The following is a 10340-nucleotide window of genomic DNA, read 5'->3' as shown; positions in this document are numbered from 1 at the left end:
CAGTGGAACTACTGGTACTGGTTCAACAGGTAGTGGTATAGGTAGTGGTAGCACAGGCAGTGGAACTACTGGTACTGGTTCAACAGGTAGTGGTAGCAGAGGGACTGGAACTACAGGTACTGGTACAGGTAGTGGAGCTACAGGTAGTGATTCTACAGGTGGCGGTGCAACAGGTAGTGGCACAACAGGTAGTGATTCTACAGGCACTGGTACAACAGGTAGTGATGCTACAGGTGGTAGTACAACAGGCGCTGGCACAACAGGTAGTGATGCTACAGGTACTAGTAGGAATGCAGGTGTCGCAGCTTCCGAAAGAACTAGCGATCGCGGTTTCGATTGGGGTTGGCTAGGTTTACTTGGTTTAGCAGGTTTAGCAGGTCTGGCTCGTAATCGTGATAAAGTCCGGGCTTATAGCGATCCTAATGAAGCAACAGGTACTCGTTCTAGATAGTTTCACCACACTATAAGAGCCGTCAACTGTCGTTTGTTTTAACTTCAGGCTATTACAGTGGTTAAACTAAATGTGTAGGGGAGCAATATATTGATATTGCTCCCCTACAATGACACCTTAGTTTGCTCAAGTCGAGCTACCGCCTTGCCCTACAAAGATTACGGCAGAAAACTAGCAGAATTGACATCCAAAAATAACGTTGCTTGGGGTTGTTGACGGAGAATAGAAGCTGGACAGTCTGTACTTATAGCTCCTTGCAACATCTTTTTTACCACATTCGCTTTACGTTTTTCTGGAGCCAGACAGATAATTTTTTTAGCTGAACAAATCATCGGGATGGTGACAGTAAAAGCATACTGTGGGACAGTTTCTAGATTCGGAAAGTGACCTGTGCTTACTTGTTGCTGACGGTTGACTGTATCTAGTTTCACTAGTTTCACACTGTAAGGATCTCGGAAATTTGCTACTGCTGGATCGTTAAAAGCTAAATGTCCATTTTCGCCAATACCAAGACAGCATAAGTCAATTGGTTGTGCAAGGAGTAGTTTAGTGTAGCGATCGCACTCTGCTAGTGGTTGCAATGTATCACCTTCTATATAGTGAAATTGTTTAGGAATAACCCGCTTCTCTACACGTTCTCGCATATAGCGCCGGAAACTTGCAGAATGGTCAGCAGTAATTCCCAAATATTCATCTAGATGGAACAGAATAATCCGTGACCAATCTACACTACCCAATGAAATCAAAGCATCGATAAATTTGAGTTGGGAGTTACCTGTTGCTAACAATACAGCAGCTGTCTCCTGAAGATTAAGAACTTGCTGTAAATGCTTTTGCGCGATTTTGGCAACGTCCTGGGCCATTTCGACTTCAGAGTTGTAAATCTGCACTAGTAAATTATCAAACCGCTTCGTGGAGTCATTAGTCATTAGTTATTAGTCCAAGAAAACCACGTCTCTATCTGTGTGCGCTTATATGTCGTATCAAGTATAGATTTTAGGATTTAGCAGATTAATTTGTGACTTTTTGCCCTGTATTGACCAAAGAACAATCACTCAGAGCAAAAAAACAATGTAAACTATTTAAATTAAGTTAACAATTATTTACATTTTACGCAAAAATCATGCTAGCTGCAATTCTTTTTGACCTAGACGGCACTATTGTCAACACTGACCCCATACACTACCGAGCTTGGCAGGAAATGCTGTTAAATTACAGCATAGAAATTGACGAAACATTTTATAAATCCCGAATTAGTGGGCGGCTAAATCCAGAGATTGTTAAGGATATTCTGCCACAATTATCAACAGCAGAAGGGCAAAAATTTGCAGACGAAAAAGAGGCGCTTTTCCGCAAACTCGCCCCGCATCTAAAACCGTTGAGTGGATTTTCTGAACTACTAGCATGGACAGAGACACATCAGTTAAAACGCGCATTGGTAACTAATGCTCCTAGATTAAATGCAGAATTTATGCTAAAGGTTTTGGGAATTAAAGAAGCTTTCCATACAGTTGTTTTAGCAGATGATTGTATTGCAGGTAAACCCGACCCAGCCCCCTACCAAGTCGCGCTGAATAAGTTGGGGATTACAGCAGAGGAAGCGATCGCTTTAGAAGACTCTCCCTCTGGTATTCGTTCGGCGGTGGGCGCAGATATCCGCACTATTGGCATCGCCTCCACCCACGATCCCCAATTTTTACAAGAAGTCGGCGCATTTATGGCAATTCCAGATTTTACTGATTTGCAGTTGTGGACATTGCTCAACTCACTCATTGAACCAGATTTGAGTGCGATCGCTTCTAACTTGTAAGCGCAAAATCTTAGAACATCAAGAGTAGAGACGCGAATTTGCTAACGCGTCTCTACTTATTTTTGGGCAAGAATTGCGTGAATTTCCCGTTTAACTTGCTCTAAAAGCTCACGCACCTGATTTATGCGCTCCATATTGCCACTGCGAGCAACTTGCACCACAACAGCAGCTAATTCTGTTGCAGCATTCCGCAACTCAATAAACTCTTGGGGCTTACCTTTGACAAAACTTTTGAAGGTATCCCAAGGAGAATCTGAAGTTTCTTGCCCTGCGCGTTCTGCCAATAATTGTCTACCTTCATCGGTGATCGTGTAAATCCGCTTGCCACCTTCCTGTGCGCTCTTGAGATAGCCGCCTTCCTCCAGCAATTGGAGTGTTGGATATACTGAGCCAGGACTGAGGCGACGGAAACCACCATAGCGAGTTTCCGCATCTTTAATCAAGTCGTAACCATGACTAGGATGCTCGGATAACAATTCCAGCAGGATGAACTTGATGTCACCCCGACGAGTCCGATATTCATCTCCCCAACCACGACCAAACATTTCATTGCCAAACTGTTTGTCATGATTACCATGATGCTTGCTATGACCAAACCAAGACCTGACAAGCAATGAATCGTCTTCATTAACTCCAGCCCATGCAGGTGCGCCAAAACGTGACCGAAAGTGTCTAAACATAAATGAATCTCAAATCAACTTTCTCTAATATACGATATATCGTAACATATCACGATATATCGGAATAGAATTTTGATGAAGATTTTTGAAGTTGTCAATGAAATAATTGTCCGCCCGACAGCAAGCGCATTCTAACGCTGGGGGAACATCATGACAAATAGACAGATGGCACATTGAAGGGGAAGTGAGGATAGGAGGCAGAAGTTCTAAAATGTTTGAATTTTGTTAGCGCATTAGGGAGTTTGCGAGCTTCATTTTGAATTGATTTCTCCCCAGCTTCTTCCCCACTCTCTCTTTTGGTAACAGCGATCGCTGCAATTATCCCAGAGTAGCAGTTGGAAAAATACTTGTATTATAAATTGCAGTTTATTAACTTTCATCACCTAAGTTTTTAATGAATATAAAGTGTCTATCTTAACGAAAAGATTACTTAGCATAAGCAGCATTAGCATTTTCCAATCTAGATTTCAACTAGTCCCGTGGGTTTAAGTTGCATAGGTTCTAAAATCGGTAAGTAATGCGATTGGGGTTAAATCCCCCAAAGTAATGCGAGTCCCAAACCGTCCCCACAACAGCACTCTTCATTACAAAACAAAATTTACGAACGCATAAAGCGTGCCGGAGGCTCTATTACGAATTACGAACGCATAAAGCGTGCCGGAGGCTCTATTACGAATTATTTTAACCATTATTAAAAAAATTATTCCTAAAATCAATTATTCGGTAAAAATACGTATGCATATTTAAGTCTTCTGACTATATGAATAGTAGGATTAGCCCATACAGGAGAAGACAGTGACGCTCTTAAATCAAGCTCAAGTAGAGCAGCTAAAGGAAATAACTACACACTTGCGACAAGTAAGACAACAAAAATCTATATGCATAGAAGAGATAGCTGCAAAAACACTTATTAGAGCAGGTGTTTTGCAAGCTTTAGAAGAAGAACGATTTGAAGAATTGCCTGAACCTATTTTTATTCAAGGATTCATCCGTCGCTATGGAGATGCTTTAGGACTGGATGGAAATGCTTTATCACATACTCTTATAAGCAATGTAGTCTGCCAAAACTCCACGAATGATCGTAATAATTCAGACAACAAATCAAATACGTATATACCTCTTGTTGTTACCTATATTCTCTTATTAGTAGCTGCATCTGCTGGTCTTTTATATACACTTAACTCAGCACAAATTACATCTGAATCCCCGACTCCAGAAGTTAATAGTCAACAGTCAATGGTCAGTAATCAGTAAATGGGGAGTGGGGAGTGGAGGGCAGGGGGCAGAGGGCAGGGAGAGAAAGAATAACTAATGACAAATGACAAATGACAAATGCCATTTTCAAGATATTTGCGGTTTACGCAGATGCCAAGTAGTGGATTGCTCATAAGCGTAAGCTACTTGAAATAGTAGTTCTTCTCGCAGGACATTGCTAATTAGCTGTAATCCTATCGGTAGCCCCTGATCGTCAAAACCACATGGCAAACTTAAACTAGGTAAACCAGCAAGATTCACAGGAATAGTCATCAAGTCAGTTAAATACATGCTTAAGGGGTCAGTAGTTTTTTCCCCTGCTTTGAATGCTGTAGTGGGAGATGTGGGACAAACTAACACATCAACTAAGTCAAAAGCCTTTTCAAAGTCTTGCTTAATCAGGGTGCGGACTTTTTGCGCTTTTAGGTAGTAAGCGTCATAATAGCCAGCCGAAAGTGCGTAAGTGCCGATCATAATCCGGCGTTTGACTTCTGTACCAAAACCAGTGGCACGGGTACGAGTGTACATCGATAGCAAATTATCGGCATCAGGGGCGCGATAACCATATTTAACGCCATCGTAACGAGCTAGGTTTGCTGATGCTTCTGATGGGGCGATGATGTAGTAAGTGGGTAAGCCATAACGAAAGGTGGGACAGGAAATTATATGAATTTCCGCTCCCAAACTTTGTAGTTGCTCTACTGCTTTGGTAACAGCTTGTTCCACTACAGGGTCTAAACCTTCACCAAAAGTTTCTTTGATGATCCCAATTCTTAGCTGACCTCTGGGTTTTAAGTCTGGTTTTAAGCTGGCGGCGTAGTTGGGAATGGCTACTTTGAGACTGGTAGAGTCTTTGGGATCGTGACCTGCGATCGCACTTAATAATATAGCCGCATCTTCAACTGTCTTTCCAAATGGCCCAATTTGATCCAAAGACGAAGCATAAGCCACCAAACCATAACGCGAAACCAAACCATAAGTCGGTTTCATCCCCACCACACCGCAAAAAGATGCAGGTTGCCGAATCGAACCCCCAGTATCAGAACCAAGAGCAACCACACATTCTTGAGCCGCCACCGCCGCCGCCGAACCCCCCGAAGAACCACCAGGAACTCGTGACAAATCCCAAGGATTAGCCGTGACTTGGTAGGCAGAGTTTTCTGTGGAACTACCCATTGCAAACTCATCCAAGTTGGTTTTGCCTACCATTACCGCCCCAGCATCTGCCAGTTTTTGCGTCGCCGTTGATTCATAAGGCGGCACGAAATTTTCTAAAATCCGGGAGGCGCAGGTGGTAGGAATTCCCTTAGTACATAAATTGTCCTTAATCCCAACAGGAATGCCTGCTAGCAGCCCAATTTCTTCTCCCGCAGCAATTTTAGCATCCACAGCACCCGCTTGCTCTAATGCCCGTTCTGCGGTCACATATAAAAAGCTGTGCAATTTCGGCTCTAACGCTTGAATGCGCTCTAAAGCTTCTTGGGTAATTTCAACGGCAGAACGTTCTTTCTTAACCAGCTGTTGGTGCAACTCGCGGATGGATGCCATGATTGCTCTCTTTGTGACTCAAGTCATTGATTTTAGTACATATTGGTCGAGATTGGGTATTGGGTATTGGGCATTGGTTATTAAATAATTCGTAATAGAGCCTCCGGCACGCTTTATGCGTTCGTAATTCGTAATTCGTAATAGAGCCTCCGGCACGCTGCGCGGTTTTCATGGACCAAAGGGCTGTACGTAAATTTTGTTTTGTAATGGGGATTTAGCGCCCTTATTGCGGTCTTGGGGTTTCCCCCGCCGCAGGATGCGCGGAGCGCACTACAGGAGCAACTTTGCATTCGCAGTCCCCAATCGTATTACTTGCTTATTTTTAGAACCGGGGGACTTAAACCCACGGAACCAGTTAATTCTTCCCCCTCATCTCCCCACTCACTTTACTTTCAATACAGACTTGCCTAAAGACTGGCAAATAACATCATTTTGCGGTGTATGAATACGGCTGCACAGAACGTCGCGGTAGTGTCGCTCTAAAGGATTCTTTTTTGACAGACCAGGATTACCGATTAGTTCCAAGGCAATCTCTACAGCCCGAATCGAGTTAGTTGTGGTGAGATATTTAACAGCTTGTGCCTGTAATGCTACGTTAGGCTGATACTCGCCCTTATCAATATCTTGAGCCAAGCTATAAATCAATTTATTGTTAGCAAACAGCAGTGCTTCTATCTCACCCACAGCAGTTTGGAAGCGTGGCAGAGTTGCCAGTGGCTCTTTGAGATTAGAAGGCGATCGCTCCCAAAGATATTTTACAAGCCAGTCTCGCGCACTAGTAGCAACACCAAGATATAAAGCACTCAATGTCAAACTGTTCCAAGTGGAAATCAGAGGATCAAAGGATGGCGCAGCAGATATGGGATTGATATTCAAAGCATACTCTCTTGGGATTAATACATTCTCCAAAATGAGATCGTGGCTGCCTGTAGCTCTCATCCCCAAATGATCCCAGGTTTCGACAATTTGCACTCCCGGCAGATCGCGCCGAACCAAAAAACTGCCAACTTGTGGTTCATCCTCAGTTGTCCGCGCCCAAACAATAAAGTAACTGAGGATGGGACTACCTGTGGTATATTGCTTGTGACCGGTTAAACGCCAACCCTCTGTTGTGCGATCGGCAATTGTCGCAGGCAATCCGCCTCTAGCTGGCGTTCCTAAATCAGGTTCGACACGGGCAGCATTGAGCAGGGCAATACCTTCAATCGATTCACGACACAGCCGCTTATATACTTCTGGATGCCAGCGACGGCTACGGGCCGCATGGGCATGTTGGAGGTAGTGCATTGTCAGTACTAGCGCCGTCGAAGCATCACCACGGGCTATCCCTTCAATCACTCGGCAGATAGTTGAAAGCCCCAAACCTTGTCCCCCTAATTCATGGGGAATGGTGAGGCTAAGTAATCCTGCTTCATGCAAAGCTGTAAAATTCTCGAAGGGAAAGGAACCGTCTTTGTCATGTACCCCTGCACGGGTAGCAAAATCCTTGGCCAAAGCCTCAACCTGGTCGAATATATTATTATTGGGGAGAGTTTCTAAGCCTTTGGCTACAAAGGTGTCTGGCACTGCTTGCTCCAACTGTGACATAAATACTCCTTTAAAACTCACTTTACTCCCATCCTGCGAAAATATTGATGTTCCTGCAAACTTCAGATGCTTTTATCGGAGTTAAGCGATCGCAACTACTTGTAGCCTAAACCCTACTTTCTTTTCTTCATCAGCATCTGACCTCAAACTCAGGTCTTTTGATAATTTTTTAAAATACTACTTAAAAACGCTCGGAATACAGTTATCTAACAATCATCACACAAACACCTCGTCAGGACAATTTAAAAGACATCGCTTGATGTATTGACAATAAATATAAAAGGTATAATTACTCATGCATCTTCCATGATGAAAAGGATTTGCCCTCATCCCCTAACCCCGAATCCCAGATTTGGGATTTGGGAAGCCAGAATTTCAAACTCCCTCTCAAGCCTTTGGGAGAGGGATTTAGGGAGAGGGTGAAAACTACGGTTCTCAACTTAGATAAGGTTTAAATACGATCGCTCCTATCATTTAAGATTTTTTAAAGGTTATTATAAATTGCCCCATTCTCAGCTAACCACTGCTTTGGTAAACTCATAATTTTTTAGGCGCAATAGACAGTCATATCGCCTAAGTCGCTAACAAACTATGATCAACATCAGTCAACTTGAATCTTCACTGTGGGAAGCCGCAGATCAACTCCGTGCTAACTCAAAACTCAATGCTAATGAATACAGTATGCCCGTACTGGGGTTAATCTTTCTTCGCCATGCGACAAATCGCTTCAATGCTGTAAAGGCGGAGATTGAAAAAGGTTTATCCTCGCGGGGGGGAAAAAAACGCCCGATTACTATAGATGACTTTAAAGGAAAGTCAGCAATTTTTTTACCAAGTGAAGCTCAGTACGATCGCATCTTGAATTTGGCAGAAAACGCAGATATTGGCAAGGCAATCAATGCCGCCATGAAAGCGATTGAGGATGAAACTAAGATGTTGGAGGGGGTGTTACCGAAAGAATACACCAGTTTTGAGCAAGATTTGCTGTATAACTTGGTGCGAATTTTTGACCGGGAAGAGTTGCGTAACGCCACTGGTGATGTGTTTGGGCGAATTTATGAGTATTTTCTGAATAAGTTTGCGATGAGTGGCGCACAGGAAGGAGGAGAATTTTTTACACCGCCTTCTTTGGTACGCACCATTGTAAATATGATTGAACCTGATCGGGGAAATGTCTTAGACCCTGCTTGCGGTAGTGCGGGTATGTTTGTGCAGACGGGACATTTTGTCGAAAATCGCGGTGAGGATGCGTCAGCGAAAATTACTTTTTACGGACAGGAAAAATCGGATACTAACACCCGTTTGGCAAGGATGAATTTAGCGGTTCACGGGTTAGAAGGGATAATTCGTCAGGGTAACACTTTTTACGATCGCTGGGAAGAGTTGCTGGGTGAATGTGATTTTGTCATGTCTAACCCGCCGTTTAATGTCGATGGTGTGAGTCCAGAGAAAGTGAAGACTGACTCCCGGCTGTTTACTGAGAAAAAGATACCGGGAATTGCTGCGAAAACTAAAGCAGTCAGCAATGCAAATTACCTCTGGATACAGTATTTTTACAGTTATTTAAATCAGCGAGGTAGAGCCGGGTTTGTGATGGCGAGTTCCGCATCAGATGCGGGACATGGGGAAAAGGAGATTCGAGAGGAGTTAATTGCTACCCAAGCGGTGGATATGATTATCTCGATTGGGACGAACTTTTTTTACACAAAATCTCTACCTTGTACATTGTGGTTTTTCGACAAGGGTAAACCAGCAGAACGCCAAGATAAGGTGTTGATGATTGATGCGCGTCATGTTTACCGAGTGGTGACGCGCAAAATCCGCGATTTTAGTGAAGAACAACTCCAGAATATCACTGCGATCGCTTGGTTATATCGCGGACAGCAGGAACGTTATTTAGGGTTGGTGGGAGAATATTTAAATCAGACGCATCATGAAGCGGCGACTATTGAGGGTGTGTTGATACAGCTAGAAGAACCGTTAGTTAAGTTGACGCAATTATTGCATATTTTTAGCGATCGTCTTGGGGCTTCGCTTCCTTTATTAAAGGATTTACCCGAAGTTGAGGGATTAGTTGCTGAAGATATCGCCAATCAGAATATAGAGACTTTCCGCGCTACTTTGTCTGAGTTATCAGAGGGAATTCAAGAATTGACTGCGGCGAGAGTTGGTTTAATTGGTGAATTACAAGTGCATCTTGCATGGTTTGCAGAGAATAACCCCACCCCCAACCCCTCCCCGCTTGCTCTTAGGGGAGACTTAGCGCCAGCTAAGGCGGGGTGGGGTTCTGCGACAAACGAAGCGCAAAAACACTGTGCAGCAAGGTTTACAGCTTTTATTCCCCAATTGAAAACTCTGCAAAAGCACATCAACGAAGTGCATAAATTAGCGACTCGTGCTGTGGAACTGGCCCAGAAAAAGTTAGACGCACGTAAACAAGAAACTTGGGACGCGAAGGAACTTAAAAAACAACGTGATGCACTGGATACAGCGCGAGACACAGCTATTTTTGCTATTAAGTCTACGCTGTATGTGAAAGCGCAAGTTACCTGGTTACAATCTCGGTTTCCCGAAGCCGTGTTTGTGGATGTACCAGGGTTGTGTAAAGTGGTAACGCGGGATGAAATAACCCAGCAGGATAGTAGTTTAACACCTGGGCGTTATGTGGGTGTGACTGCTTTAGATGGGGAAGATGAAGAGGATTTTGAGGAGAGAATGCGGGAAATTCATTTAGAGTTGGCGAGTTTGAATGAAGAAGCGGTGGATTTGGCGGGGGCGATCGCGGCGAATTTTGAGGAGTTGGAAATGTGAGTACAAGTAATTGGGAGTTTTTTAAGATTGGCGATTTAGTAAAACAAGGACAAGCAGAAATTCAGACTGGGCCTTTTGGTACTCAATTGAAAGCCAGTGATTATATGAACCTATCCCACTAATAAAATTCTTTGAATCCAAATATGAATAGTAGCAAGATCAAGAAATGCATCAAAATATACTTTTCGACGTTCCCAGC

At 43.5% G+C, this 10340-nt stretch carries 9 protein-coding genes; 5 read left to right on the top strand and 4 right to left on the bottom strand.

Going from position 1 to position 10340, the window contains the following annotated elements; all coding sequences use genetic code 11:
- On the top strand, window positions 1–451 hold a 451-nt coding region (locus V7K73_RS29965; protein ID WP_442936801.1), incomplete at its 5' end, for a WGxxGxxG family protein.
- A 158-nt stretch (window positions 452–609) separates the two neighbouring features.
- Here V7K73_RS29965 and V7K73_RS28350 read toward each other — a convergent pair.
- Window positions 610–1380, bottom strand: coding sequence for a glucosamine-6-phosphate deaminase (locus tag V7K73_RS28350; RefSeq protein WP_334885211.1), 771 nt, complete (start codon window positions 1378–1380; stop codon window positions 610–612).
- Window positions 1381–1574: 194 nt separating this feature from the next.
- On the opposite strand from V7K73_RS28350, the gene V7K73_RS28345 reads away from it, so the two are divergent.
- On the top strand, window positions 1575–2261 hold the full coding sequence (locus tag V7K73_RS28345) for an HAD family hydrolase (RefSeq protein WP_334885210.1): 687 nt from the start codon (window positions 1575–1577) through the stop codon (window positions 2259–2261).
- Between the two features lie 56 nt (window positions 2262–2317).
- Here V7K73_RS28345 and V7K73_RS28340 read toward each other — a convergent pair whose 3' ends face one another.
- Complete coding sequence (locus tag V7K73_RS28340) at window positions 2318–2941, bottom strand: PadR family transcriptional regulator (RefSeq protein ID WP_334885208.1); 624 nt, start codon at window positions 2939–2941, stop codon at window positions 2318–2320.
- Between the two features lie 795 nt (window positions 2942–3736).
- Here V7K73_RS28340 and V7K73_RS28335 point away from each other — a divergent pair.
- Window positions 3737–4195, top strand: a complete 459-nt coding sequence (locus tag V7K73_RS28335) for a helix-turn-helix domain-containing protein (protein ID WP_334885207.1) — start codon at window positions 3737–3739, stop codon at window positions 4193–4195.
- 87 nt (window positions 4196–4282) lie between these two features.
- Here V7K73_RS28335 and gatA read toward each other — a convergent pair whose 3' ends face one another.
- Window positions 4283–5743: an Asp-tRNA(Asn)/Glu-tRNA(Gln) amidotransferase subunit GatA gene (gene gatA / locus V7K73_RS28330; RefSeq protein ID WP_334885205.1), complete on the bottom strand. Its 1461-nt coding sequence runs from the start codon at window positions 5741–5743 to the stop codon at window positions 4283–4285.
- A 381-nt stretch (window positions 5744–6124) separates the two neighbouring features.
- On the bottom strand, window positions 6125–7330 hold the full coding sequence (locus tag V7K73_RS28325; protein WP_334885203.1) for an acyl-CoA dehydrogenase family protein: 1206 nt from the start codon (window positions 7328–7330) through the stop codon (window positions 6125–6127).
- Between the two features lie 591 nt (window positions 7331–7921).
- On the opposite strand from V7K73_RS28325, the gene V7K73_RS28320 reads away from it, so the two are divergent.
- The gene (locus V7K73_RS28320; protein ID WP_334885201.1) at window positions 7922–10141 is read left to right on the top strand and encodes a type I restriction-modification system subunit M; all 2220 of its coding nucleotides are present in this window, start codon (window positions 7922–7924) and stop codon (window positions 10139–10141) included.
- Window positions 10138–10263 carry a hypothetical protein gene (locus tag V7K73_RS28315; RefSeq protein WP_334885199.1) on the top strand — a complete coding sequence of 42 codons (126 nt, stop codon included), beginning with the start codon at window positions 10138–10140 and terminating at the stop codon, window positions 10261–10263. Before V7K73_RS28320 ends, V7K73_RS28315 begins: the two co-directional genes overlap by 4 nt.
- The last annotated feature ends 77 nt before the right edge of the window (window positions 10264–10340 follow it).

The sequence above is a fragment of the Nostoc sp. genome (assembly GCF_036916975.1).
Taxonomy (GTDB): domain Bacteria; phylum Cyanobacteriota; class Cyanobacteriia; order Cyanobacteriales; family Nostocaceae; genus Nostoc.
Note: the sequence above shows the minus strand (reverse complement) of the source record. Positions and strands in the feature narration are given on the sequence as shown.